Source organism: Porphyromonas endodontalis, from assembly GCF_052173515.1.
Taxonomy (GTDB): Bacteria; Bacteroidota; Bacteroidia; order Bacteroidales; family Porphyromonadaceae; genus Porphyromonas; species Porphyromonas endodontalis_A.
This window is the reverse complement of record NZ_JBQMYL010000001.1, coordinates 1-25,737: the sequence shown is the minus strand read 5'-3', so window position 1 is coordinate 25,737 and position 25,737 is coordinate 1. Positions and strand designations below refer to the sequence as shown.

At 45.9% G+C, this 25,737-nt stretch carries 25 protein-coding genes and 1 tRNA gene; 20 read left to right on the top strand and 6 right to left on the bottom strand.

Going from position 1 to position 25,737, the window contains the following annotated elements; genetic code table 11:
• Position 1: 1 nt before the first annotated feature.
• The 5 genes from ACTTHR_RS00130 to ACTTHR_RS00110 are packed head-to-tail and all read left to right on the top strand — an operon-like array spanning position 2 to position 4,689.
• Entirely contained in the window at positions 2-910 is a 909-nt protein-coding gene (locus ACTTHR_RS00130; protein WP_442604746.1) for a DUF4296 domain-containing protein, read from the top strand.
• 40 nt (positions 911-950) lie between these two features.
• Entirely contained in the window at positions 951-1,982 is a 1,032-nt protein-coding gene (locus ACTTHR_RS00125; RefSeq protein ID WP_442604745.1) for an endonuclease/exonuclease/phosphatase family protein, read from the top strand.
• Positions 1,983-2,003: 21 nt separating this feature from the next.
• Complete coding sequence (locus ACTTHR_RS00120; protein WP_442604744.1) at positions 2,004-3,119, top strand: DegT/DnrJ/EryC1/StrS family aminotransferase; 1,116 nt, start codon at positions 2,004-2,006, stop codon at positions 3,117-3,119.
• 20 nt (positions 3,120-3,139) lie between these two features.
• Positions 3,140-3,727: an acyltransferase gene (locus tag ACTTHR_RS00115; RefSeq protein ID WP_442604743.1), complete on the top strand. Its 588-nt coding sequence runs from the start codon at positions 3,140-3,142 to the stop codon at positions 3,725-3,727.
• On the top strand, positions 3,724-4,689 hold the full coding sequence (locus tag ACTTHR_RS00110; RefSeq protein WP_442604742.1) for a Gfo/Idh/MocA family oxidoreductase: 966 nt from the start codon (positions 3,724-3,726) through the stop codon (positions 4,687-4,689). Before ACTTHR_RS00115 ends, ACTTHR_RS00110 begins: the two co-directional genes overlap by 4 nt.
• Before the next feature lie 6 nt (positions 4,690-4,695).
• Here ACTTHR_RS00110 and ACTTHR_RS00105 read toward each other — a convergent pair whose 3' ends face one another.
• Positions 4,696-5,292: a ribonuclease HII gene (locus tag ACTTHR_RS00105; protein ID WP_442604741.1), complete on the bottom strand. Its 597-nt coding sequence runs from the start codon at positions 5,290-5,292 to the stop codon at positions 4,696-4,698.
• Positions 5,293-5,308: 16 nt separating this feature from the next.
• Positions 5,309-6,538 (bottom strand): aminotransferase class V-fold PLP-dependent enzyme, encoded by a 1,230-nt coding sequence (locus ACTTHR_RS00100; RefSeq protein WP_442604740.1) that lies wholly within the window; start codon positions 6,536-6,538, stop codon positions 5,309-5,311.
• 330 nt (positions 6,539-6,868) lie between these two features.
• Between ACTTHR_RS00100 and ACTTHR_RS00095 the strand changes: the two genes are divergently transcribed.
• The 10 genes from ACTTHR_RS00095 to ACTTHR_RS00050 all read left to right on the top strand — a co-directional run bounded on the left by ACTTHR_RS00095 (position 6,869) and on the right by ACTTHR_RS00050 (position 18,002).
• A complete protein-coding gene (locus ACTTHR_RS00095) occupies positions 6,869-7,642 on the top strand; it encodes a 3'-5' exonuclease (RefSeq protein ID WP_442604739.1) in 774 nt (257 codons plus the stop codon).
• A 134-nt stretch (positions 7,643-7,776) separates the two neighbouring features.
• Entirely contained in the window at positions 7,777-8,772 is a 996-nt protein-coding gene (locus tag ACTTHR_RS00090) for a class II fructose-bisphosphate aldolase (protein WP_004334804.1), read from the top strand.
• A 360-nt stretch (positions 8,773-9,132) separates the two neighbouring features.
• The gene (locus ACTTHR_RS00085) at positions 9,133-11,145 is read left to right on the top strand and encodes a polysaccharide biosynthesis protein (RefSeq protein ID WP_442604738.1); all 2,013 of its coding nucleotides are present in this window, start codon (positions 9,133-9,135) and stop codon (positions 11,143-11,145) included.
• 148 nt (positions 11,146-11,293) lie between these two features.
• Positions 11,294-13,264: an OPT family oligopeptide transporter gene (locus ACTTHR_RS00080; RefSeq protein WP_442604737.1), complete on the top strand. Its 1,971-nt coding sequence runs from the start codon at positions 11,294-11,296 to the stop codon at positions 13,262-13,264.
• 27 nt (positions 13,265-13,291) lie between these two features.
• The gene (pepT, locus tag ACTTHR_RS00075) at positions 13,292-14,503 is read left to right on the top strand and encodes a peptidase T (RefSeq protein ID WP_442604736.1); all 1,212 of its coding nucleotides are present in this window, start codon (positions 13,292-13,294) and stop codon (positions 14,501-14,503) included.
• 59 nt (positions 14,504-14,562) lie between these two features.
• Positions 14,563-15,276 carry a 6-phosphogluconolactonase gene (locus ACTTHR_RS00070; RefSeq protein ID WP_442604735.1) on the top strand — a complete coding sequence of 238 codons (714 nt, stop codon included), beginning with the start codon at positions 14,563-14,565 and terminating at the stop codon, positions 15,274-15,276.
• 257 nt (positions 15,277-15,533) lie between these two features.
• Positions 15,534-16,037: a flavodoxin gene (locus tag ACTTHR_RS00065; protein WP_276775274.1), complete on the top strand. Its 504-nt coding sequence runs from the start codon at positions 15,534-15,536 to the stop codon at positions 16,035-16,037.
• Between the two features lie 40 nt (positions 16,038-16,077).
• Positions 16,078-16,494, top strand: a complete 417-nt coding sequence (locus ACTTHR_RS00060) for a DUF2023 family protein (protein ID WP_004334768.1) — start codon at positions 16,078-16,080, stop codon at positions 16,492-16,494.
• A 187-nt stretch (positions 16,495-16,681) separates the two neighbouring features.
• Positions 16,682-17,308 carry a DUF4294 domain-containing protein gene (locus ACTTHR_RS00055; RefSeq protein ID WP_281676795.1) on the top strand — a complete coding sequence of 209 codons (627 nt, stop codon included), beginning with the start codon at positions 16,682-16,684 and terminating at the stop codon, positions 17,306-17,308.
• Between the two features lie 100 nt (positions 17,309-17,408).
• Positions 17,409-18,002: a type 1 glutamine amidotransferase family protein gene (locus ACTTHR_RS00050; RefSeq protein ID WP_297947147.1), complete on the top strand. Its 594-nt coding sequence runs from the start codon at positions 17,409-17,411 to the stop codon at positions 18,000-18,002.
• Positions 18,003-18,497: 495 nt separating this feature from the next.
• On the opposite strand, the gene ACTTHR_RS00045 is transcribed toward ACTTHR_RS00050, so the two are convergent.
• A complete protein-coding gene (locus ACTTHR_RS00045; protein ID WP_442604734.1) occupies positions 18,498-19,112 on the bottom strand; it encodes a DnaB-like helicase C-terminal domain-containing protein in 615 nt (204 codons plus the stop codon).
• Positions 19,078-20,244 (bottom strand): hypothetical protein, encoded by a 1,167-nt coding sequence (locus tag ACTTHR_RS00040; RefSeq protein WP_442604733.1) that lies wholly within the window; start codon positions 20,242-20,244, stop codon positions 19,078-19,080. The genes ACTTHR_RS00045 and ACTTHR_RS00040 overlap by 35 nt, the downstream gene beginning before the upstream one ends.
• A gap of 417 nt (positions 20,245-20,661) precedes the next feature.
• Between ACTTHR_RS00040 and ACTTHR_RS00035 the strand changes: the two genes are divergently transcribed.
• The 4 genes from ACTTHR_RS00035 (at position 20,662) to ACTTHR_RS00020 (ending at position 24,112) form a co-directional block, all read left to right on the top strand.
• On the top strand, positions 20,662-21,081 hold the full coding sequence (locus ACTTHR_RS00035) for a VOC family protein (protein WP_377457103.1): 420 nt from the start codon (positions 20,662-20,664) through the stop codon (positions 21,079-21,081).
• A 54-nt stretch (positions 21,082-21,135) separates the two neighbouring features.
• Complete coding sequence (locus ACTTHR_RS00030) at positions 21,136-21,480, top strand: DUF4180 domain-containing protein (RefSeq protein WP_314670264.1); 345 nt, start codon at positions 21,136-21,138, stop codon at positions 21,478-21,480.
• Positions 21,481-21,804: 324 nt separating this feature from the next.
• Complete coding sequence (locus tag ACTTHR_RS00025) at positions 21,805-22,665, top strand: hypothetical protein (protein ID WP_442604732.1); 861 nt, start codon at positions 21,805-21,807, stop codon at positions 22,663-22,665.
• 1,012 nt (positions 22,666-23,677) lie between these two features.
• On the top strand, positions 23,678-24,112 hold the full coding sequence (locus ACTTHR_RS00020; protein ID WP_442604731.1) for a hypothetical protein: 435 nt from the start codon (positions 23,678-23,680) through the stop codon (positions 24,110-24,112).
• Positions 24,113-24,118: 6 nt separating this feature from the next.
• On the opposite strand, the gene ACTTHR_RS00015 is transcribed toward ACTTHR_RS00020, so the two are convergent.
• Positions 24,119-24,209 (bottom strand) — tRNA-OTHER (locus ACTTHR_RS00015).
• 425 nt (positions 24,210-24,634) lie between these two features.
• Between ACTTHR_RS00015 and ACTTHR_RS00010 the strand changes: the two genes are divergently transcribed.
• Positions 24,635-24,922: a phage virion morphogenesis protein gene (locus ACTTHR_RS00010; protein ID WP_442604730.1), complete on the top strand. Its 288-nt coding sequence runs from the start codon at positions 24,635-24,637 to the stop codon at positions 24,920-24,922.
• Between the two features lie 347 nt (positions 24,923-25,269).
• Here the strand turns inward: ACTTHR_RS00010 and ACTTHR_RS00005 are convergent, their stop codons facing one another.
• Positions 25,270-25,455, bottom strand: coding sequence for a hypothetical protein (locus ACTTHR_RS00005; protein ID WP_442604729.1), 186 nt, complete (start codon positions 25,453-25,455; stop codon positions 25,270-25,272).
• Positions 25,456-25,737 lie beyond the last annotated feature (282 nt).

The following is a 25,737-nucleotide window of genomic DNA, read 5'->3' as shown; positions in this document are numbered from 1 at the left end:
TATGCTACGCTGCGCTCGTTATCTGCTGGGGTCTCTTGCCCTTCTCATCACCCTAGCCGGTCTATCAAGCTGCGGTGACAAGTGGCAACGCAAGCTAAGTGATAAGAAGCTCAGACAACTCATTGGCGAACTCTACAAGGCCGATTGCCTCATGGACAATCTAGGCAACAGCATCAACGACACAATGCGACTTGCCTTAGAGGATCAGATTTTTGAGAAGTACGGGATTACACGATCCGACTTCGATAGCATCGTATATCATTACAACATTGATAAGCCCCTCTACTTTGCCGACATAGTACGACGCGCCTCCCAAGACATTGATGAAGAATTGGGATCTATCCAAAAGGGCAACCCTTTCTCCCCAGAGGATTTTGTTTTGCAGCCCTTCTTCGGCGACTTAAACAGCCACAATATCCATCAAATTGTCCCAGAATCTTACTACCCTCGCTATGTTAGTTTCCTGAGCAAAGCCTCTTGGCTAACGCATAGTGCCGTAATAAATGATACAATACCGGCGGGTAGTTCGATAGAGGTCACGATTGATGTACAAGGCCTTCCCGAGAAAGTGATAGAAAAACAATTGGCACCCATTCTTGAGATAAGCTATTATACTGATGATTCTCACCAAGTTGCCATTCAAACTCCGCTCAAGAGTGCCAACGGACAGACCTATTGTACTCTCGAATTCAAGGAGGATTTTCCGGCAGGACGCCTAACCATCTCTCTATTCGAGCTTGGAGGGAAGGGATTCCCTGCCTATACGCTTTACATTCGTAGCCTACGAGTTTCCTTTACCTCGGGGAAAGGTCCGATCCATACATCCTCAGGCGTAGAAGATGAACTCCTTTTTGAGCGACTTCCCATCACACAAGAGACCTTCAATCCACAACTTAATCCAGAACCCTAGTTCCCCTTTATTTTTATACAGACCCTCCGTTTATAACCCTATGAACCGATCTATCTATTTCTTCATCCTCCTCATCTTCTCGGTATACACCTTAAGTGCTCAAAAAGCAGCACACCGCATCCCCATTGCCTTTTATAACGTAGAAAACCTCTTCGACTGCAACGATGACGCCAATGACGATACCGAATTTCTTCCACAAGGCAAGCGAGAGTGGACGGAGGAGCGCTACCAACAGAAGTTGAATAATCTAGCTCATGTATTGGGTGATATTGCAGACAAGGGAGGTGCCGTTGTGGGGCTTGCCGAAGTCGAGAATCGCCATGTGCTAGAAGATTTGGTACGAAACCCCAGCATTCGAAAGCGTAATTACAGCATCATCCATTACGATTCTCCCGACCCTCGTGGGATAGATTGTGCCCTCCTCTACGATGCTAAGATCTTTCACCCCAAGAGCAGTGGTGTGCGCTTTATAGCACTACCCGAAGAATCTAAAATACCCACCCGAGACATTCTCTTTGCCACAGGCACCATAGATAATGAGTTATTTCACTTCATCGTGGGGCACTGGCCCTCTCGCTATGGTGGCGACCCCGCCTCGGCAGGGCGACGTATGGTGGCCGCCCAAACCATGCGCCAAGTGGCAGACTCACTCCTCAGAGAGTACCCCGGGAGCAAGGCAATACTGATGGGAGACTTCAATGACGATCCCTTCGATGCTTCCGTAGTAGAGGGGCTCAATCTCTGCCAAACTATCGAAGAGACCCATGCGGCAGATCTTTTCTCTCCCATGCTCTCTATGTATCGCCAAGGCGCCGGAACTCTCGCCTACAAAGGGAAATGGAATCTTTTTGACATTATGGCAGTCAGTGGCAATCTCCTGAAAAAAAATACACAGGGGCTCCATTTATATCAGGATCCCGAGAGCCATCAACTCGCCTATATATTCCGCCGCGACTATCTTCTTCAGCAAACTCCGAAGCACCGAGGAGAGCCTTTGCGCACCTTTTCCGGCAACAATTATTTAGGAGGGTACTCCGATCATCTCCCCGTCTACCTCTACCTCACCAAGTAACTACACCTATCCGCTCTTGATATGAAGATGCTCGACCTCCATGCTCAATACCTATCTCTCAGAGAGGAGATAGACCAAGCGATAAAAAAGGTGCTAGAGAAGACTGATTTTATCCAAGGTGAGGAGGTAGGTTTGTTCGCTCAGGAATTAGCAGACCATGTAGGCTGCCGCTATGTTATCCCCTGCGCCAATGGCACCGATGCTCTACAGATAGCCTTAATGGCTTTGGAGCTAAAGCCGGGTGACGAGGTGCTTGTACCGGCCTTTACCTATGCGGCAAGTGCAGAAGTGGTAGCCCTACTCGGCTTGGTACCGGTACTTGTGGATGTAGACAAAGAAACCTTTTGTCTTGATCCCGAGCAACTAGAAAAAGCACTAACCCCACGCACTCGCGCCCTTATTCCCGTACACTTATTCGGGTCTATCTGCCCCATGGAGCCAATACTTCGCTTCGCACAAGAGCACAACCTCTACGTAATAGAAGACAACGCACAGGCCTTGGGGGCCACCTATACCTTCTCCGATGGTCGAAAGGCTAAGTCAGGCGCTTTGGGACATATTGGCTGTACCTCTTTTTTTCCCTCCAAAAATTTGGGATGCTATGGCGATGGGGGGGCTATCTTTACATACGATGCTCACCTTGCCGAAAGGCTCAAGATGATTGCTAACCACGGTCAGCGCACAAAATATAAACACGAAGCCATTGGCTGCAACTCACGGCTAGACACACTACAGGCGGCGATCCTAAGATGTAAACTTCCCCATCTTGCAGAGTATGGAGAGAGGAGATGCGAGTTAGCTCATCGCTACACAAAGGCTCTACAAGGGGTAGAAAACATTATTCCTCCCCAAGAGATGCCCTACACAACGCACGTATATCACCAATATACCCTACGGGTACTCAAAGGGAAACGAGACCAACTACGCCAGCATCTCTCGGAGCAAGGTATTCCCTCCATGGTCTACTATCCTCAACCCCTACACCGCCAGCCTGCATTCGCCCCCTTAGTGCATTGCCCTCAACCCCTTACCACGGCAGAGCAACTCTCCCTTGAGGTGCTTTCTCTACCCATCTATCCCGAGTTCCCCCTAGAGGAGCAAGATCGGGTAATTGCAGCCATCCGACAATTTGTATAGAAGCCAATACTCATAGCCTTATGGACGTACCCACAGCACACTATCAAGCTCACCCCACAGCCATTATAGACGAAGGTTGCTCCATTGGTAGCGGCACCATCATTTGGCATTTCTCGCACGTTATGCAAGGGGCTACCCTTGGCAAGAATTGTTCTCTAGGGCAAAATGTAGTCGTTTCTCCCGGTGTCGTACTTGGGGATGGTTGTAGAGTACAAAACAATGTATCTATCTATACCGGAGTACATTGTGCAGAAAATGTCTTTTTAGGCCCTTCTTGTGTTTTCACCAACATCCTCAATCCTAGAGCTTTTATAAGCAGAAAAGAGGAGTTCCTCCCTACTCGGATAGGATGCGGAGCCTCTATCGGAGCGAATGCAACCATCCTATGTGGCATTTCCATCGGAGCTTATGCCCTAGTAGGTGCAGGTACTGTGGTACTCAGCGATGTCCCCGACTTTGCCCTTGTGGTAGGGAATCCTGCTCGACAAATTGGATGGGTAAGCCGCCATGGCGAACGTCTCAATTTTGACGAAAAAGGCAGAGCCCAATGCCCCATCACCCAAGAAGTTTACCAACTCTCTAACTCTAAAGTATCTCTAGTCGAATGAAAAATTTCGCCATCATAGGGGTTGCAGGTTACATTGCCCCTCGTCATCTCCGTGCCATACAAGCTACCGGTAATCAACTCATATCTGCCTACGATCCTCACGACAGCGTCGGCATCATCGATAGTTACTTCCCAGAAGCCTCTTTCTTTACCGAACAGGAGCTATTCGACCGCCACAACAGCAAGTTGCAAGGTACCCCAAAGCAACTCGATTATATCTCTGTCTGCTCCCCCAACTACCTCCACGACGCCCATTGTCGCTACGCTATGCGTCTTGGGGCGGAAGTAATTTGCGAGAAACCTCTCGTGCTAAATCCGTGGAATATAGACGCACTACAACAAATTGAGAGGGAGACGGGGCACCACGTTTATAACATACTACAACTGCGTCTGCACCCCTCTATCATCGCCCTACGCGAGAAGGTACAAAATGGAAATCCTGACAAGATATACGACGTAGACCTCACCTACATTACCTCACGTGGTATGTGGTACTACACTTCGTGGAAAGGGGATGATCGGAAAAGTGGAGGTATTGCAACGAACATCGGGGTACACTTCTATGATATGCTTACTTGGATCTTTGGCTCTGTACAACGCAACATCGTGCACGTAATGAGGCACGATCGCTGTGCAGGATACCTAGAGCTAAAGAGAGCCCGAGTGCGTTACTTCCTCTCTATTAATGCCCAACTACTTCCACCCAATGCCGTGGAAGGAGAGAAGCGAACCTACCGAACCATCAATATAGACGGAGAAGAATTTGAGTTTAGTGTTGGCTTTACCGAGCTGCACAACGAGAGCTACCAACATATATTGAAAGGAGAAGGATTTGGATTGGAAGAGGTACGCCCCTGTATCGAAATTGTGCACGACATACGCCACAGCACCCCCATTGGTCTCAAGGGAGACTACCACCCCCTAGCGAGCCAACCGCTCACTCCACACCCTTTTTACCACTAACCCACTCTAGTCTTTTCTAGAGGGTTTCGTCTCCATAAAGGTGAAACGCTGGAGTGGAGAGTGCCCCATTTTCTCTATCGCCTGTCTATGGGCAGGGGTGGGATATCCTTTATTGCGATCCCAACCATAGACGGGGAATCGCTTGTGAGCAGCCAACATATAATCGTCTCGATAGGTTTTGGCAAGGATAGAAGCTGCGGCAATAGAAGCTAGGCGACTATCCCCTTTTACGATGCACTCATGGGGGATATCAAGGTAAGGATCGAAGTGATTGCCGTCAATAAGCAAACGTTGGGGCGTAATGCCCAAGGCGGCTATGGCTCGGTGCATGGCCAAGAATGAAGCGTGGAGGATGTTGTAGGTATCAATCTCTTCTGCCGAAGCACGCCCAACAGCCCAAGCCACAGCTTGCTCTTCTATTTGGGGACGGAGGCGATAGCGAGTGCGCTCTGTCAGCTTTTTCGAGTCGTTAAGTTCTGGCAAACAAAAGTCATCCGGCAAGATTACAGCTGCCGCAAATACATCCCCCACAAGGGAGCCTCGTCCGGCCTCGTCGCAACCACACTCTATACAGCCATCTGCCAAGAAATGCAAGTCCAGCATCCTCAACTACGCCTTGTCAAAAGAAACTAAGAGCACGACGTAAAGCCGCAACAAAGGCATGTACATCAGCCTCAGTATTGTAGAGTGCAAAGGAGGCTCTAAGGGTAGAAGTTACCCCAAAACGATCTAAAAGAGGCTCGGCACAATGATGACCGGAGCGCAACGCAATCCCTTGTTGATCCATCAAGAGAACCAAGTCATAGGGATGTACTCCATCTACTACAAAGGTCAGTACAGCCTCTTTGTTGGGAGCAGTACCAATCAGACGTACCCCTTTGAGGGAAGAGACCTCGTCTACAGCCATACTGAGCAAGTGCTTTTCGTGTGCGCCAATAGCCTCTAGACCAATACCTTGTACATACTCAATTGCTTTTGCTAGAGCTACCGATCCCACAAAATTGGGAGTGCCGGCTTCAAACTTATAGGGTATGGTATTAAAGGTAGTTTGCTCAAAAGTAACTTTCTCAATCATCTCTCCCCCAAATTGGTAAGGGGGCATTTTCTCCAGGAGCTCTGCCTTGCCATAGAGCACTCCTATGCCAGTGGGAGCATAGAGTTTATGACCGGAAAATGCATAAAAGTCACAATCCAAATCTTTTACATCCACGACCTCGTGAGCAGCTCCCTGCGCCCCGTCAATTACCACCACAGCCCCAACAGCGTGTGCCTCTGCAATCATTTCCCGAATGGGATTGATCGTACCTAAAACATTACTTACGTGTGCAATGGAGACAAGGCGTGTACGCTCCGTAAGCAGAGAGCGATAGGCCTCTTGATCTAGAGAGCCATCGTCGTGGATGGGGATAACGCGCAAGGTACAACCACGACGGAGAGCCACTTGCTGCCAAGGCACTATATTGGAGTGGTGCTCCATCGTACTAACTATAATCTCATCCCCTGGCTGGAGGAACTCCATTCCATAGGTAGACGCGACCAAATTAAGGCTTTCTGTAGTACCTCTCGTGAAAAGGATTTCCCGGCTATCGGCTCCTATAAACTTGGCTACAGTAGCTCGTGCAGCCTCATGTCGCTCTGTGGCCTCTCTACTCAGACGATAGACCCCACGATGTACATTGGCGTTGCACGTTGTATATGCCTCTACGAGACTGTCAATTACCACTTGAGGCTTTTGTGTGGTAGCGGCATTATCTAGGTAAACCAAAGGCTTACCATTCATCTTGGTATGCAGGAGAGGAAAATCTTTGCGATAGCTCTCCACATCATACCTACTCTTTATTTGCTCCATTGCTTTGCATCTAAAATCCACAACAAAGGTAGCTCTATTCAATCGTATCAAGAGTACTTTCGGAGAAATTCTAGGTTAAAAAGCAAAAATTTCTTGCCCTATATGTTGGTCACATTCTAGCTGAAAAACAAGAATTTTTAGGCCTAAAAAGAAAAATATTTCAGCCTGCAAAACACCTCCTTTTCAGATGAAAGAGGAAACCTCCGACACTTCCTCCATTTACACAGGTAAAAGAAAATCTATACCAGCCCCAATCTTCGACAAAGAGAGTGAAGCAAATCGGTTACTTTTGTAGACAAGAATCTCGATAAAGATATACCGCACTCTAGTATGGTCATTGCCCTACTCTCACTATTCGTAGCATTGGGATTAGCAGCCCTCTTTACCTACAAAAGGGTTTCGCGTCACCCCCATACAACGTCCTGTAGTAGAGAGATTACAATCAAAGAGAAAACCATTTCGAAGCGTCCTCACTCTATCGTCATTTTTGATACCGACACTACAGGACTTCCGGACGCCCCTATCCAACGAGAAAAGGATAGCCCGGAACTCATCCAGCTTGCCTGGTGCGTACTCGATAGCCATTTGCGTGAGATAAAACGTTGCAACAGATTTATATCGGGGATCAATGTCCCCTCAGAGGCTACTGCCATACATGGTATCACAACTGAAGAGCTGAAGCAAAAAGGAGAAGCGGCTAGGGATGTTTTGCTAGAATTCCTGAACGATTGGGATGGTGATACCCTATTGGTAGCACACAACTTAGCTTTCGATCTCCATATCCTAGGGAAAGCTCTTGAGAGAGCCGGTTGCACACAAGGGCAAATACGCAAAATCTCTTGCCATGCTACTCAATACAGCTATTGCACCATGCTAGAAACATGTAATTTGTGCAAGCTACCACACCTAGAGCACACCAACGCTAGATCCATTCCCCACCAAGAGCCATACAAATATCCACGATTGGGAGAGCTACATTCTTTCCTTTTTGGCAATGATCCCACAGGCGAAACGCACGATGCCGTACAAGACCTCGACACTTGCATACGCTGTTTTTGTCAACTAATCAAAAGTGGACACATTTGCATCAAAAGGGAGAAGTAAAACCCTTCCTCTTTGAAGATTCTCCAATATCTGGAGTACCCAATCCATGCGATTTAACGCAAAAAATTTGGCTAGACTATATTAAATAACTATGTTTGCAGTCGTAAAGAACAAGTCGTTTAATCTAGAAATTTATGGTAAGCTACAAAGAACTCGGATTGGTAAACACCCGTGAGATGTTTGCTAAAGCCATGAAAGGCGGTTATGCCATCCCTGCCTACAACTTCAACAACATGGAGCAGCTACAAGCTATTATCCAAGCTGTTGTAGAGACCAATTCTCCCGTTATCTTACAGGTATCAAGTGGAGCTCGTAAGTATGCTAATCAGACCCTTTTGCGCTATATGGCACAAGGTGCTGTAGAGTATGCTAAAGAGTTGGGACAACCCAATCCCCAAATCTGTCTCCACCTTGACCATGGTGATACTTTTGAGCTTTGTAAGAGCTGTATCGAACTCGGATTTTCTTCCGTAATGATTGATGGGAGCGCCCTTCCCTATGATGAAAACGTAGCCCTTACACGCAAGGTTGTAGACTATGCTCATCAGTTTGATGTAACAGTAGAGGGTGAGCTAGGGGTGCTCGCAGGTATCGAAGACGACGTACAAGCCGAAACTCATACCTACACAGATCCTGCTCAAGTGGAAGACTTTGTAAAGAAAACGGGAGTGGACTCCCTTGCGATCTCCATAGGCACATCACACGGAGCTTACAAGTTTACCCCTGCACAATGCACCCGCAACGAAGAGGGCGTACTCGTTCCTCCTCCACTTCGCTTCGACATCCTTGAGGAAGTACAGCGTCGTATCCCAGGGTTCCCCATTGTTCTTCACGGCTCTAGCTCCGTGCCTCAAGATAAGGTAAAGATTATCAATGCCAACGGTGGTGCCCTCAAAGACTCCATCGGAATCCCCGAAGAGCAACTCCGCAAGGCTTCTAAGACGAACGTCTGCAAGGTTAATATTGACTCCGATGGCCGTCTTGCTATGACCGCAGCCATTCGCGAAGTATTCGTTAATAAGCCTGCAGAGTTTGACCCTCGTAAGTACTTAGGTCCGGCTCGTGATAGCCTCAAAGAGCTATACAAGCACAAGATCTGCGACGTGCTCGGGTCCAACGATAAGCTCTAATACAAAACAACGCTCCCCATTCTAAGGAGAGTTTTTATCCAAAAATCCCGCCTTTTATCTTTGATAAAGACGGGATTTTTGCATTTCCATTTTGCGTACTAAAGGAGAAGTCCTTATCTTTGTAACAAGAAAAAGAGAATGTGAAAAAGAGAAAGAGTCGTGTTTAAGTAGGGGAAATGATACCGGAGTAGAATAAGAGGATAATCCATTGGGTTGCTAAAACTTTTGTGTTCAGCCATTTTTATACAGAAATGGTTATACTCCTCCCTCATTTCTTTTGACAAACAATCTCAATACAATACCATTAATTAGCTATTATCAGCAAAAGCGAATAATAAACACGATCGGGAAAAGAAGGAGATGAATCACGAGAAAAAAAACAGAAAAAGGAGGTTTAAAAATGGGGTTCAGAAGTTGCTGCAAAAGCGACTTTTTCAGGACTTCATAGATCGTCGCTATGTCCTTTTATTCGACACTCTACTAGGTACCCTCAGTGCTCTACTCGTTGGGTTATGTGTTAATTGGGTAGCCCCAGACTCTTTTGTGGATAAAAGTTATTGCACTATCACCACGGGAGTGGCACTTGTCTCCACATTGCTCACGACCTACCTCTTCCGTACCTACAAGCAAGCATTCCGATTTTCTTCTTTGGATATTAGCACACGCACCTTTTGGTACATCGTCTGCAACACATTATCTGTAGGGATTCTCTCCACAACCATCCTACTATTAGTTAATGCAGAGGTCAATCTCCAAGTTCTACTTTTACATTCTCTGTTATTCTTTTTACTATTCTTCATTGTATTCTTTTTCATGACAGTGCTATCTCGTGCCTGCTTTATCATATTGGCGCGCTGGGGTACTGCAGGAGATCCTACCACAACCAAGGTCACCACCTTCGTCGTTATCTATGGTACAAATGAAGAGTCTGTATCTCTTGCCAACCTACTTGAGCGTAATCGCAACTACAACGTAGTAGGTTTTTGTAGCAAGAGGAAGCACGAAAGCACCTTCACTATAGCCGGTAAACCCATCCTATATGTCTCATCACGGAAAGATATCGCCATACTTATTAAACGACATGGAGTACGTGCCTTTATCTTCTCCAACAAAGACGACCTATTCGCCGAGCGTAATGGATTAGTAGAAGATTGCCTCGCCCTCGGGGTATCTGCCATGCTAGCCCCAGAGATAGAAAAGACTACTCCTACCCTACTAGCTGAGCAAGGGGTACGCCACATCAACATAGAGGATCTTCTCCTGCGTGACGAAATAAAACTCGATATGACCCCTGTGAAGCAGTTATATGCAGGGAAGACAATCCTCGTAACGGGAGCTGCCGGAAGCATCGGGAGCGAGATTGCTCGTCAGGTAGCCGGGCTAGACATAAAACACCTCATTCTTTTCGATAATGCAGAAACGCCCCTCCATAATATTCGCTTAGAGCTACAGAAGAAGTTCCCTAATCTTCAGTTCTCTCCCATCATTGGGGATGTTCGTAGCAAGGAACGCGTAGATATGGTATTCCGGCGTTTCCATCCCCACATCGTGCTCCATGCTGCCGCCTATAAGCATGTGCCTTTGATGGAAGAAAACCCCTGCGAAGCCATCTTGGTTAATTGTATGGGGACCCAAAATATCGCCGATCATTGCCTCAAGTATGGAATAGAAAAGATGGTAATGATCTCTACCGACAAAGCTGTGAACCCCACCAATGTAATGGGAGCCACCAAGCGAAGTGCCGAGATGTACGTACAGGCTCTAGGGCATGCCATAGAAGAGGGCAGGATAGAGGGGAAGACCATCTTCTTAACCACCCGATTTGGCAACGTACTGGGCTCTCAAGGTTCTGTGTTTCATCTATTCCGTGAGCAGATAGCCAATGGAGGGCCTATCACCGTTACCCACCCTGATATTACGCGCTACTTCATGAGCATCCGTGAGGCATGTCACTTGGTACTACAAGCCAGTGCACTGGGGGATACAACCAGGATATTTGTTTTTGAGATGGGTGAGCCTCACAAGATTGTAGACCTAGCTCGCAACATGATACGCCTAGCTAGACTCATCCCCGATGAACAAATAGAAATCAAATATACAGGGCTGCGTCCCGGAGAGAAAATCTATGAAGAAGTTCTTGATAGTAACGAGCACACCATCCCCACCAAGCTACCCAAGATCAGAATGGCAATGGTACGCCCCAACGATTTTGAAGCCGTTGCCTCTCAATTTGAAGAACTAAAAAAGAGATCTTACGACGTAGATATAATTGGCTCTGTCGCCACTATAAAAAATCTCGTCCCGGAGTATCGTAGCAACAATAGCGAATTTGAGAAACTCGATAAGCCACGCCCCGACAAAGAGACTAAATAAGATATACAGAGTATGAAAAGGATCCCTCTCGGTAGATACACCGCCCTCTCCTATCCTCTAGGAGAAGTGCAATATCTACAGGGAGGGTGTTTTTCGTCTTTACTCTTACTCTAGAGGAGATCAAACCGCACTCAAAATAGGAATAGATATGGAAGAAAACAAATCCTCAAGACTACCCGACAACGCCTATCGGCCTCTCCACGAGGGAGAGAAATACACCCCGCTCCTCCCAGCTCGGGAGAACCCACGAGAAGTCACCTCTTATTCGGTGCTTATGGGTATTATTATGGCTATCCTGTTCTCCGCAGCCACAGCCTATCTCGGTCTTAAAGTGGGACAAGTATTTGAAGCGGCTATCCCTATTGCTATTTTGGCTGTAGGCATCGGCTCTCTCTCGGGCAAGAAGAATATGCTCGGGCAAAACGTAATCATTCAATCCATCGGAGCCTCCTCAGGGGTTATTGTAGCAGGTGCCATTTTCACTCTTCCCGCCCTCTACATTTTGCAATTAGAGGCAGGATTTTGGCAAATCTTCCTCTCTTCTTTTGTGGGAGGATGCCTAGGGATACTCCTTCTCATTCCCTTCCGTCGCTACTTTGTACAGGAGATGCACGGTAAGTATCCATTCCCGGAAGCAACGGCTACAACAGAGGTACTTGTAACGGGCGAGAGTGCCGGTAAACAGACCAAGCTACTTGCTCTTAGTGGACTCATTGGAGGTCTATACGACTTCATCATCAGTACTTTTGGTTGGTGGACCGATGAGATTTCCACTCGTATGATGGCATGGGGAGAAACCCTTGCCGATAAATACAAAATGGTCTTCAAGCTAAACACCGGAGCGGCAGTACTCGGGCTTGGCTACATCATTGGGTTACCCTATGTGGCAATTATCTGTGGGGGATCTTTCCTTGTTTGGTTTGTAATTGTTCCCCTCATCGGGTACTTTGCCCCCGGCATGACACTCCCCGTAGGAGATGGCATAGACCTAACAGTAGGAGCCATGAGTGCCGAACAAATCTTTGCCAACTACGCACGTCCCTTAGGGATTGGAGGCATTACCATGGCAGGGATTATCGGCATTCTCAAGTCTTCGGGCATAATAGGACGCGCCGTAAAACTGGCTGCTAACGAATTGGGCAACAAGCGAGATTTGAATGGTCCTACCCTTCGTACGGAGCAGGATCTATCCATGAAGTTCGTACTCATAGGTATCATTGCGGCTCTTATTACCACCTTTGTTTTCTTCCAGTTTGGCGTCATTCATAACATATCGCAGACGCTTATTGCTCTTCTGATTGTATTCGTCATCGCCTTCCTTTTCACCACCGTTGCTGCTAATGCTATCGCAATAGTGGGGAGCAACCCCGTCTCCGGCATGACCCTTATGACCCTTATTCTCACCTCTGTAATACTCGTAAGCGTGGGTATCCAAGGAGAGCGTGGGATGATGGCTGCCATGATTATCGGCGGTGTTGTATGTACAGCCCTCTCTATGGCAGGAGGCTTTATCACGGACCTCAAAATTGGTTATTGGCTGGGAACAACCCCTCAAAAGCAGGAGAAATGGAAGTTCCTCGGTACTTTTGTTTCGGCTCTAACCGTAGCAGGAGTAATGATTATCCTCAGCAAAACCTACGGATTCGAAGGCGAAGGAGCCCTAGTAGCCCCTCAAGCAAATGCTATGGCAGCTGTGATTAAGCCCTTGATGGAAGGTGGTGAAACTCCGTGGATTCTCTATGCAGTAGGAGCTATCCTCGCCCTTATCCTCAACTTTATAAAGGTGCCGGCTCTCCCCTTCGCCCTGGGTATGTTTATCCCATTACAACTCAACGTGCCCCTCTTGGTTGGAGGTCTAATTAGTCATTTTGTAGGTTCTCGCAGCAAAGACGCCTCTATCAACAAGGCTCGCAGAGACAAGGGTACGCTCATTGCATCAGGATTTATCGCAGGCGGAGCTCTCATGGGGGTTGTAAGTGCCATCCTCAAATTCAACAATGTAGATCTCTTCGCCTCCAAGTGGTATGCCACCCCCTCGGCGCATTGGCTCTCACTGGCTATGTATCTGCTTATCATTGCCTACTTCGCATGGGACGCAATCCGTGGTCAAAAAAAATAATCTTTAAACTCTCTAGCATCTATCAATATGGATCTCAAAGAACGATTCCTACACTATGTAAGCTTCGATACCCAAAGCAACGAGGCTTCCGATACATTCCCCTCTACAGATAAACAATTAGTACTCCTCCGTGCGCTGCACGACGAGATGATTGCGCTCGGGCTTACCGAGGTCTCCATGGATAAATATGGCTATGTGATGGGGAGCATTCCGGCAACAAAGGGAATGGAAGATCGCCCCGTCGTTGGGTTTATCTCGCACGTAGATACAGCCCCCGACATGAGCGGAGCCAACGTAAAGCCTCAGATTATTGAGAACTACGATGGCAAAGACATCCGCCTCAACGAGAGTTTGATGATGACCATGGCAGACTTCCCCGAGCTTTCTTTCTACAAGGGTCATACCCTCATTACTACCGATGGTACTACCCTACTCGGAGCTGACGACAAAGCCGGGGTTGCCGAGATTATGACCATGGCTGAGTACTTTATGACCAACCCTCAGATAGCTCATGGAAAAATCCGCATCGGCTTCACTCCCGACGAGGAGATAGGACGTGGTGTAGACCACTTTGATGTAAAGCAATTCGGTGCCCAATTTGCCTACACGGTGGATGGAGGGTTCGAGGGAGAGCTTGAATACGAAAACTTCAATGCAGCTTCCGCCAAACTTTCCATTCAGGGGCGTAATATCCACCCCGGCTCTGCCAAAGGTAAGATGCTGAATGCCCTACAAATTGCTTGCGACCTCCATGAGATGCTTCCCGTAGGGATGCGCCCCGAGCTGACCGAGGAGTACGAAGGGTTCTTCCACCTTATCCACCTCTCCGGCAGCGTAGAGTCTGCCGAGATGGCATACATCATTCGCGATCACTCTAGAGAGCTATTCGAGGAGAAAAAACAGATCATCTCGGCAGCAGTTAGCTACCTTAATACCAAGATGGGCGAAGAGGTTATCTCCCTAACCCTCAAAGACCAATACTACAACATGAAGGAACAAATAGCCCCTTATCCCGAGCTTATCAAGCGTGCCAAGCAGGCGATGAAGATGGCAGGGGTTACCCCTCTTGTCAAGCCAATTCGTGGAGGGACGGACGGAGCCAGACTATCCTACATGGGTCTCCCCTGCCCCAATCTATTCACGGGAGGCATGAACTTCCATGGCAAGTACGAGTATTGCTCCCTTACTACGATGTACAAGGCCATGAAGACAATTATCCACCTTGCGAGCCTATTCTAGCGAACTAATTGTACTACTTCGTTTGTTACCTCTATAGGTACAAAACAAAGATTATAACAATGAATACAATAAGTTATCCCAGTGCAGAAGCCACTGCCAAGAAGCTCGCGGAGCGTATACAACAAGAGGTAGAGAAAAGCGAAGTTTACTACCTCGCACTTACAGGCGGATTCCCCGCAATTCCTCTATACCAAGCTCTTGCCAATACTCCTATAGAGTGGTCTAAAGTGCAGATCTATTATGCTTCGGAAGTGATGAGTGGGCAACAAAAAGGACTCCATCACCTCGTGGCTAAAGCTCATCTCTTTGATAAGATAGAAATTCCCTCCTCCAATATCCATCCCATCAATACGGATAATGCCCCCGAGGCCGAAGCAGAGCGCTATGCTCAAGAGATCCTAAAGACCCTACCCAAGGTGGGTGGAGCGCCTCGCTTCGATATGGTGCTTATGGATATGACTAAGGACGGACATGTTGCAGGCATCTTCGCAGGTCAGCATGATATCTTCCTCGAAGAACCAATCGCTTTTGCCAACGCACACCCCTCCCATGGCGATCAGCATGTAACCCTATCCATTCCCACGATTGAAGGGGCTAAGGGGCTTGCGCTCTACGCCTTTGGGGGAGAAGCCCGATTTGCTATTGGCGATATCATCAACCTTCTACCCGAAGCAAAAGAGTATCCTGCCAACTTCATTGCCTCTCGCTGCCCATGGATCTACCTCTATGCCGATGCAGAGTCCATGCGTGAGAAAAGCTACTCCATCTATTAATCCCTAAGGGAGAGGGGGTATCCCCAATACTCCTGATATACCTAGGAAGGCGAGACTACTCCCCCATAACAAAGAGGCGGCTACATTGCGTAGTCGCCTCTAATCTTATCCTCCTAAGCCCTCTTTCAGGTCAATATCACTACTATTTGCGATAAAAAAGTCCTCTCAGCACCTATAAATAGTGATTGTACGGCTATTCCGGAGTCTCTAACTTTGCATCGTAAACTAGTAATGTTAGAAATTAATAGACACAAACGATGAAAAAGATTGGTATTTACTTTGGATCCTCAAGTGGTACGACTGCCGATGTAACAAAGACCATAGCTAAGCGTCTCGGTGTGGATGCAGCAGACATTCACGACGTAGCTTCCGCAGACGCTGCTTCTATGGCAAATTATGATGTTCTACTCCTCGGTAGTTCCACTTGGGGTATGGGCGACCTCCAAGACGATTGGGAAAGCTTCCTCCCCAAAGCTAAGGGACAAAACCTCGCCGGCAAGTGCGTGGGTCTCTTCGGTTGCGGTGATTCTTCCTCATATAGCGATACATTCTGCGACGCCCTTGCTACCATCAAAGAAGAGATGGAAGGGACTAGCTGCACCTTCATTGGCGAAGTAGCTGCTGAAGACTACGGCTACGACGAAACTCGCTGCGAGCAGGGTGGTAAGCTCATCGGTCTCCTCCTCGACGAGATCAACGAGTCGGACAAGACGGGCGACCGCATTGACAACTGGGTAGCCGCTCTCCAACCCAACCTTTAATATCCGCTCTACACTCTTTTGCACCCAAAGGTTATCTGATATGGAAGAGATCATCGCAACTCAGGCTCTTGATGCCGACATGAAGGTGTTTTCGCACCTCGTGTATGAGTACGAAAAAGGAGTACGTAACCTCGTGCTTTATACTATTAGTGAAGAGTATACTCCCCTTGCCCTAGGCAAGCTCAGCCATAGAGAGATTGAGTACTTCGTGCAACCTGTGCCCAATAAAAGCTGTGTAAATATCTTTTTTGGGCGCAGCGAATGCCTCAAGACCCTCAAGAAGTTCCTACGCGAACGCCCCCTCAATAGTCTCTCCCCGGAGGAGGATTTTATCTTGGGAGCCTTGCTGGGATACGATCTTTGCCGCCAATGCGAGCGGTACTGCAAGAGAGTGGAACACGCCGAGAGCGTGCGAAAAGCGAGCGAACAACCTATGCTCATATACACAAACATTTGAGCGCAGAGATTGTTAAGGACTCCACACGAGAGACTTCTCGTTAGATTGGGATGTTTTTAGCAAGAGAGTGTTACCCCCTCTTCATCTTCGTGATGGAGAAGGGGTAACTTCCTTTTTAAGGGAAAAGACTAAACTGCTAGTAGCAAAAAATGTGGTAAGTTTGCTCCACAATATAAAGCACACACCGATGAAACAGTATAGACACCTTCTCTACTCCCTTTTACTACTCACCCTCTCATGGCAAGCCCACGCTCAGAACCTCTTTGATGCAAAGGCAGCCGATAGCGTTACCCTGCACCCTAGGGTGTCGAACAACGATACCACGTACTACGCAGCCCTCCCACAGATAACCGTTCAGCACCACTATCGCCTACGCTTTGCCCCCCTTACGAGAGAAGAGCAAAATGACAATTGGCGGCAAATACGCGATGTAAAGAAAGTACTCCCCTATGCCAAAAAGCTCACGGCTATCATGATGGAGACCTACGAATACCTAGAGACTCTGCCCAACGATCGTGCTAGGAATCGCCATCTCGACCGAATAGAGAGCGATTTGGTAGAGGAATACAAGCCGATCATGAAGAAATTCACACTCCGGCAGGGACTTCTGCTTATTAAGCTAATGGATAGGCAATCGTGCAGCACCGGATACGAACTCATCAAGGCTTTCTATGGAGGGTTCAAAGCCTCTATGTACAATATCTTTGCCGGCTTCTATGGGGGAGACCTCAAAAGTAAGTATGACCCACGCTTCAATCGAGAAGATGCTCTTACCGAACGCATCATTTATCTCATAGAGCACAACCAGCTGTAAGAGCCGACCTCTCATTCATAAGAATGGTATTTGTCTAATCCACGAATACTGTTCACGTACAAACTGGCAATCAACTTTTCGAACTAAAAAATATACATCGATGAAACAGAAAGTTTTATTCATCCTATTAAATGAATACACAGATTGGGAGGGAGCTTTTCTCTCCACGGCTCTTCATGTGGGCGTGATACCGGGCGGTGAAATAAAATACGAAGTGCATACCATTGCCCCGACATCGGACGCAGTCCGTTCCATCGGAGGTTTCAGAACCTTGCCCGATTATTCTTTCGAGAATATGCCGAAAGATTACGCAGCCTTGATACTTATCGGAGGTAACCATTGGGATGCATTAGAAGCAGAACTTGTTACACCATTGGTACAGGAGGCTTTGGACAAAAACAAAATCATAGGGGCAATATGCAATGGTGCTTCGTTCTTATGTTCGCACGGATTTCTCAACAATGTAAAACATACAGGCAATGGCCTTGACCAACTCAAACTCTGGGGTGGTGAAAAATACACAAATGAAGAGGGATATGTAGAAGCACAAGCCGTCAGTGATAGAAACATCATTACGGCAAATGGGCTAGGACACTTAGAATTCACTCGTGAGATGCTTCTATTACTAAAAGCGAATAGTCCGGAAAAGATTGCCATGTGGTATGATTTCTACAAGAATGGATTTATGAGATAATAGTATATAGGAAAGGGCTTGTTCCATTCTGGGAATAAGCTCTTTTCTATAACAAATCTATACCTTGACTTCATCCGTCCTTTTCCTTCTCTCTTGCAATCTTTTGATCTATGATTTGAGCGTAGTTTTACGTTCTGGCAATGAATGCCCTATTATGTTAGCATTTCTCTCCATCCAAATACCGACCTCTAAAGCCAGCCTTACAAACAAAAGCCTCCCGACAAGAAAGAATCCACCGAGCAGTTGAAAATGTGCAGGGTCTTCTCCTAGAACTTCATAATACAGTCTCAAGAGATTCCTAATGAGCTTTCGAGAAAAGGCTAATGTGCTTTCTCGGGATTCCTAATGAGCTTTCAAGAGATTACATTTCATTGGGGACAATACTACAAAAAAGAAAAGCCCACGCTGCAATGTTTGCAACGTGGGCTTTGTCTCCTAAAATCCCCTCTGATTTTGAGTACATCTCGTTTGCATCCCCACCCTCTTTTTATCGGACTAAGAAGAAAAAGGCGATGCAACGGAGGTGTATTTCCCGTCCCTATCTATCAAGCCGACGTTGATTCCAGGTATATCCACAGCAGCGTCGTCATCACTATCCGAGTTATTGAGGTCGTTGTGGGATTCACCCATACCAAAACATTTGGGTAGCTGAAACAATCCGACAATAGCAACATGGAACTCTTCTGCCATTAGCTTCAAGTCTTGCAAAATGGATATGAGCTCCTCCTTTCGAGACGTCGCAAGAGAGGATGGACTCAAGAGCTGGATATAGTCCACAAGCACGTAGTCAACAGATGTTCTTTCGAGTTTGCTACGGATTTGATCTAAACTAATTTGTGGCGTATCATCAATGACGATTCTACTCTTTAGATCCTGCAACTCATTCTCTTCTATCTGAAGTTTCATTCTATCAACAAGCCGCGATTGACTCATCTCAAGCGAAAAATAGAGTACCCTTCGAGTGCTCTGAGCCAAACGTAAAGCCACCGAAATAGCAAACGCTGTTTTGCCAACAGCCGGAGCACCTTTTACTATCGTCAGGGTACCTGCCGGAAAATGATTTAGAATAAAATCGCTAGATATGTTCTGAGAGTGCACGAATAATTTCATCTAGAAGCCTTTTTGATCCTTCGATACATCCATCTGCATCTTTACATTGTAGATTCAGTAGATTCAACCATCCTATCCAAATGACCTTTTCTTTGGAAATGTTCGGTTTGAATCCTGCATCAATACGTTGTAGTCTTGACAATATCATCTCAAAATCATCAACTTTCGGTTGATTCTCTTTTTGATACCTTATTCCTATGCCCTTATTACCTTCCTGATTAATCAACGCAAGAATGAGCCAGTCATTTCCACCCGAATCCTTAATAGAAAAACGTTTCCAATCTTCTTTTTCCTCAGACACCTCCAAATTCAAATTGTATTTGCAGTAATTGCATAGAGAGATATAAATATGCTTCCATTCGAAATGGGTTTTAAGCTTTATCTCTTTTCTATCATTTCTCTTTTGAATGAATACATTGATGAGCTCTTTCGTAGTCATGTTCCAAGATTCGAGGTCAATGGGCTTAGAGTCGATAGCAAATGCATTACCCAAGGCTTTCCCAACCAATTCCTTTTCTTCAGATGACCAATAAGAGCTAGTGTGCTTAATCCCATACACTGGGATATTGCCAATAACTCCATATTCTAGCTTTGCTGTATTGGATAATAGAGGCTGTGTATTACGAACAAGAAGATGTATACAATTTTCCCCTCCTAAACAGATAATGTGCTTAGGCTGTATAATTTCGATTAAACTTTTGGTATATCTGATTGAATCTCTTTGCGCTTCCCGTACTCCACTATTGGCTAGTCCGCTCTCTTTGTGTGTAGAAAAGAATGTTGCATTCGTGAATACAAATGTCTTTTCATCGTCCAGAAGTCCCCCATTGCCAGAATATTCTAATATTGAACGTAGGGTCTTTAATATCCTAAATCCTTGGATTTTTACAGGGTTACCATCGACAACATTCCCATCCAATATATCACTACTTTCCTTGAATCTGTCAGGTTGAAAACGTCCACCAAAACCAGGATTGATACCTATTACCATCAGGTGTACCGGTTCGTCCTCTGATATTAACCTTAAATTGGACTGTGTATAAAAGTCCATATCTAGCTCTTTGGCTTTAGGGTAATAGAAATCATATGCCTTCTTAGCCCAGTCTTCTAGTTCTTTCTGAATCTCCTCCATAATATATCTGTAAAGATTTTAGAATCCTGATAAAATAACAAACAATCCTCTCGGGACTACTTGTGGTCAGCACAAACCAGATACACTGATACTATACGCTTACTCTAGTCCGTAAATCTCACTCCCCATAACAAAGATACCATAAGCTCCCAAAACAACATCATTTCCCATAAAACACGACATGCTGTGTTTAGGGCGGTTAATCTGAAGTTTGACCGCTAACAAATATCTCCCGACAAGAAAGAATCCGCCGTGCAATTGACAACTTGCAAGACAATTCTCGCAACTTGATAACACACTCTCAGGAGATTGCTAATGAGACTTTCGTGATTAACATGCGCGCCACCTTCAGATTTCGTCTTCTCTTTCTATTTATATGAAAGCAGTAACTTTGTTAGGCATCAGAAAGTATAGCTTATGAGACAGAAATTCACTTTAATCACATTAGGAGTAAAAGACTTTCAAAAGGCATTGACTTTTTATGAGGGGTTAGGCTGGAAAAGGTCGGAACATAGTCAGGAATCCTACGCCTTATTCCCTTTAGGCGGGATTGTTTTGGGATTATACCCACTGCAAGAATTAGAAAAAGATACCACATTAAGCTATCAACAGGCAGCCTTTTCAGGCATGACCATTAGTTACAACGCTACATCGGAGGAGGAAGTTGATGCCGTGATGCAAGAAGCTGAACGGCTCGGAGCTACCATTGTAAAACCTGCACAAAAGGTATTTTGGGGAGGATATAGTGGCTATTTTAAGGACTTAGATGGCTATGTGTTCGAGGTTGCCTACAATCCATTTTGGCAGATTGACAGAGAAGGAAATCTTGTCTTATAGTTCATCAACAACGGACAAAGAGCAGACAATTAAGGAACTAACAATGAATAGTACATGGAAATTAAAACTCATAATATAGAGGATACAAAGGTGGCTGAAATTATAACTGACAAAGTAATCTTAAGATCCACTGAAGACGGATTAGATTTGTTGGGTAACCTATATTATCAGGGCTTTGACAAAATCATTATTCACGAGAAGAATATTACACCTGAATTCTTTGACTTAAAAACTAAAATAGCAGGAGAGATCCTTCAAAAATTCGCACAATACCAGATGCCGCTCATAATTGTTGGCGACTTTTCTAAGTATAAGAGTAAGAGCCTGAATGACTTTATTTTTGAGAGCAATAAGAGCCAACAAATCAACTTTATTAAAGACTTAAGCAACATATTATAGTCTTATTCTGTCAAATGCTATATTCCTCTCGCCCTAGGTTAGCATGATTTTCAGCCTAGAACTTTCCAAATTGTAGCCCTAGATTTTTTCCGCTGCTGCCCAAGAAACTTTTTCTTTCTGCCCTATACTCCCCCTAAGTATAGGGCTATTTTTTCTTCAAATTCACGGGAGGGGTCAAAAGAGGTTTTCACACCCTATTTCAGGAAATTGGGCTATTAGAGCCCATTCCCCTATCTATCAAACAAATTCAGTACATTTGTATCCGTTCTCCTAGGTAAGAAGGATCATACTATAGAAAACTTAAAACAACAAATAGAAAGTATTATGAAGACTCTCATTAGGATGTGGGCATTAACGCTCCTACTGCTCTCCGTTTTGAGTGCAGGGCTTATCATTGGCTGTAAAAAAGGAAGTAAGAAAACAGCTGATGAGGAGGCCAATAAAGCAACTACGGAGCAAAATTATAAGAACCTCAAGACAGTTATCGATAGCACGTATAGCGATTGGCATATCATTATACAAGAGGCAGAGACGGATGTCAAGATAGAGGGGTACGATGAATTTGATAGGATAGTCCTCGTTAGCATTTCAAAAGATGGAGAGGTGCTATTCGATAAAGAAGAGTTCACGAAAACTAGTCTACATAGTTCTCTTGACAATCACTTCCAATTATCCGACGCATATCTCGAGCAAATTACCAATACAACGGTATACATCTCCTTAGGGGCTTTTATTCCGGAAACGGACGAAGGTCTTTACTTCATGCTTGCCTTCTCGAAGGATGGTCACTTCAAGAAGTATTTACACCCTTTGGCTATGGACGATTCGGACTTCATCGTGGACTTTTACATTATGTACACGCATGAGAACCTCCAGAACCCCGTGGACAAGGCTTCACTCCAGCAAATAGCAAAAGCTTATGGTACCCCAAACTTTATAGAGCAACTAGAGAAAGAGGGATCCTTATCCATCTATCCGCCCGAGGTTGTCTCTCGCTACAAGCTTGACGTTCAGATAGAATCCGAAAGTACGGAGGAGTATAACGATACGTATCATCCCTGCAAAGTTCTCTTCTATCCCCACGAAAGCGATAAACTCATTAGCACTATGAATGTTGAGCTAAAAGGGCGCAAAGGGGAATATGACGGAGTATACTACGACCGCATAGAGCGGATTAGCCGCTAAGCAACACCTCCTCTGCAGAACCACGCTCCAGGACTACACTCCGCTAGAATACCCCTTCCGGAGATAACAGAAAGGGCTGACTCCATTCTCTGAAGTCAGCCCCTCTTTTTCTCTGTACTGCTCGCAGCCCAACACCGCAGGGCCGCCCTACGATTCCCCAAATTCCCCAAATATCAACTCTAAAACAAACGAAAAAGCATGAGCGACCTCCTGCGCCATCAAGAGAGTAACCCTCAAACTAATGCCTTCTCTATTCTCGGGATTTAGTCTTATAGTATCCTTATTCTCAATTTATTACAATCTTCGTCTCAGAAGTATATCGGCGATGAGCTCGAGTAAAGTCAAGCTGCCCTTACTTCGTTGGACTCGGTTTGTTTTTTACAGTTCGAGTCCTTGCATTTTATCTTTTCGGGGAGAGAGCCCTTAGCGATACGAAGTACATGACGACGATAATTCTAACCATCAACCCTTCCTCTTCAATAGTACGATCAAATGGAATGAATTTCATTTCGAGTAGAGCAAGAGGTCGAAAAGGCAGGAAAGGATTCTTCAGGAAATCACGCAATCAGAAAGGGGGTAGTCTCTTCTCTGCCGTCTTCTCTTGCTTGATAACAAGAAGATCGTTGGCCAGCAATTCTTCTAATTCTTGTGCGATGTACTTTATGGTGCTTGTCTATCTTTATTGTTACCTTTGTGGTGAGGGCGACTTCGGTTTTACCGCTCAACCTCGATTGCAGGGGCTAATCCTTTTATTTAGGGATTAGCCTTCTATATTTTTAAACAGCAGTGTTAGACTACCACCCTTCTCTTCTAGACAAATAGTCTACCATTTCTCCTCTAAGTAAGGTATCTGCTCTCTTTCTTCCCAAAAGAGGGAAAATGAACTCCCGAGAGCATACTACCCTCGCCCTCTAGTCGCAGCCCCTCCTGGTGATAGTCCCCCTCTCCCCCCGGGGAACGGAAAGTCCGCTGGGGGTCGCTGGGGATTTTGCAGGTTCGGGCATAATCTTGTGTGTTTGTATGGTTTATCTCAACTCTATACACGACATATAGAGCGATAGGTATAGCAGCTCCGAGAGCGAGTGGCAACGGACCAACAGCAGACACAGAGAACATAACAGAAAGAAGGAAAGTCGAATACAAACATCTCGAGAGCAACGCTAAAAATGCCTTTGATAAAAACACTCAAGAAGAAGCAAAGCAAGATCGGGGACAAGGCTTGTCACCTGAAGAGTTCTTGCTCATCAAAAAGGCTGTACATAGTCGTTTCAGATTTGATGAATATAAAGGAAGACATACGCTTGTGCTCGCTCTTAAACTAAATAACGAAGAATGGGCTAAATGGTGTTTCCAACTAGAATATGGAATAGGCAAATATGGAAAATCTAACCGATTGGTTACATCGGGAATCATAAACGGACGCAATTTGCCAAAAGAAATAAAATAGAAAAGAAGCAGCGGGGCAGGAATCGAACCTGCGATACGAAGGCCTTAGGAGAAAGACTCCTAAGGCGTTCCCCAATACCTACTATGGGCATCCGCGCTACTTCTTTCTATTGCAAAGATAATAATAGTTAGCATCACGTCGCATAATGTGGTAAGCCAATATCTCTGAATAAGAATTCTTAAGTTCAACATTAGCAGAAGCGTACTCATCCATACTTTTCAGCACATCCTTATGCAAAGCGCAAAACACCTGCGTAAGTGCATTACCAGGCATATTGCATACAATACGTCTTGCTTGCTCGAACAGAAATTGAAGGGAATAAATGTTATTTGATCTTCTTCAAGCACAAAGGAACTCCTCTTAAGTTCCATAGTATCTCAGATGGAGACCTTGAGAGATTCTTGGATAAGGAGTAAAAAAAGAGGTACAAGTAAGCAGAATCATAGGAACTACAGTCCAAGCCATGCAAACTCACACCTCTTTCTATTGCGAAGATAATAATAAAATCGGATTATACAAACTATGGATCTCGACAAACTCAAGATAGAGGTAGCATTGGCAAGAGAGCTTGCCCTCTTGATGGAGCAAGAGACCACCCATACCTTTCGCACTAAGCAGAGGGGCGGTAGGGCGTGGAAGCCCTCCAACATCTCGGCCAACCTCTTAATCAGTAGCTCCGTGCTCCGTAATAGCATCCACCACACGGCGGTGGGTAACCAAGTCGAGGTAAGCAGCCCCCTGCCCTATGCCAACATCCACAACCAAGGGGGACGCATCCCCATCACCGATAGGATGCGAGGCTACTTTTAGGCAAAGTTCAAAAAGACCAAAGACCCGATATGGCGAGCTCTCGCCTTCACCAAGAAGACCCATATCGACATCCCCCAACTCCAATTTACGGGGGGCTGAGTACACCGATCAAGCCTCTGACCAAGTGGTCGAGCAAACACTCGACCTAATAGGAGAAGTCAAAGCTCGTGTCAAATAAAGAGGGGCTACCCTCTATAGTGTGTGAGAGTAGCCCCTGGTCGTTAGATAAAAGGTAGTAGCCTCTAGAGGGCTAGGCGTTGTCAGATGGGGAGATAGGTTGTGTAAACTCTATATAGATCTCGTTCAAGATCCCACGGGGTCTCAATCAAACTCCCGTGGGAAGTCAATCATACCTCCATCATATTAAGTGGGATGGTCTCCCAACCCGTTGCGCCCTTGCGTTGAGCAGAGACGAAGGTCTTAGAGGTATAGGGCTGATAGCTTTCCTCTATAATCTTCCCCCCCTCGAGAAGTCGGGGATCTTGCCGTTTGTCCGCTAGGTGGCGCAGTTGGATTAGCTGCGATGGCTGCAACACGCCTCTCTTAGCGAGGGCAAAAATAAACCCGACTTAAAGCGTTTTGTACTTTTCGTTTTCCCCCGTAGTTGGATGGAGAGCTCCAAAGGCTAGGGATAACATCCTGTTCCAAAGGGGCCTAAGGAAGGCTCTACGAAAGGCACAAAAACAAAGAAGGGATCCCCAAGCTCTTCGCTCGAAGATCCCTTCACTCCCCCTCTCTCTGACTTCAGAGACACTCCTTCAGAAACTCCCCTCCTTACAAAAAAAGAGAACCCCCAAGCATTCCTGCTCAAGGGT